At 36.3% G+C, this 973-nt stretch carries 2 protein-coding genes; both read right to left on the bottom strand.

Annotation, left to right across the window (positions count from 1 at the left end):
* Positions 1–753 (bottom strand): hypothetical protein (locus PQG54_RS12270; RefSeq protein ID WP_271790831.1); only part of this gene is annotated, 753 nt, incomplete at its 3' end.
* Positions 753–973, bottom strand: a 221-nt coding sequence (locus PQG54_RS12265) for a hypothetical protein (protein WP_271790832.1), incomplete at its 5' end; no start/stop codon positions are given. The genes PQG54_RS12265 and PQG54_RS12270, both read right to left, overlap by 1 nt.

Below are 973 nucleotides of genomic sequence, written 5' to 3'. Positions count from 1 at the left end.
GTTGATTTGGTTCATTTGCTCTGTAAATACTTTGATTAACTCTTGGCTATTCATCTCCATAGGATTTGCAGGTATATAATTTTCCATAGCCTCTTGAATAACTTTGTTTAAATCATCTAAAGGTTTGGTAATGGCATTTAAACGATTGATACGATGCCGACGTTCATCTTCTTCCTTCTGCTCTTGACGTTCGCGACGTTTAGCCTGCAACTCCATTTGCTCACGAAGCTGATCTTCTTTGGTATAAAAATCATTCCCAACGATCGATTGAAGATTGGAAATCTCACTTTCTAAATCCTCTTTAGCTTCATCAAGAACGCTCTCTATTTCCTTTGCCGAAGGGAAAAAGATATTTAGTTTAGCAATTTTTCGAGCTATTTCTTGAGTAAAAATACAAGCTGGATAATCAGCGAAAATACTATATAGAGCTTTAATTCTGAAATTAAATATCTCTCGTGATAACGAATTTGAAATAGCTCCATTAACCAATTTAAACACTTCTCTAAAAACTCCCATTGAAACAGGAACAGAAGATAATTTTAGGAAATGATCTAATGCTGCTTTAGCCTCGTTATGGCGTTCTTCACTAATTTTTATTTTATCAAAAGTTCTCGCAATTTTTAAATCAGTCATTCCCTCGCGAGAATAGCAATTGTAGCTTTTTTGATCTTTAAATTGCTTTGTCCAGGACGGTGCAGAAATATTCAACCGAACAGGCAAGGATACGGAAGATTTTTCAATAATTTCGTTCATTATCCGTTCCCCCAAAGTTGTTTTTCTTCTTCGACCATCCAATCAAGATTATGTTGTTTTTTGGCAGGTTGTTGTTGGTTTTGCTTAGGAAAATGATGGACATTTCCCCAATCTCTTGCTTTTCGACACCAGTTTTTCCACGTCAAAGACCAATCCAATTTGATCGCATCTTTTCCAGCCTTGGCGTGCCAATGCCCACAAAAATCCTCAATCGTTCGAA

The sequence above is a fragment of the Commensalibacter communis genome, assembly GCF_947179015.1.
GTDB classification, from domain to species: Bacteria; Pseudomonadota; Alphaproteobacteria; order Acetobacterales; family Acetobacteraceae; genus Commensalibacter; species Commensalibacter communis.
This window is presented reverse-complemented; position numbering and strand designations above follow the sequence as displayed.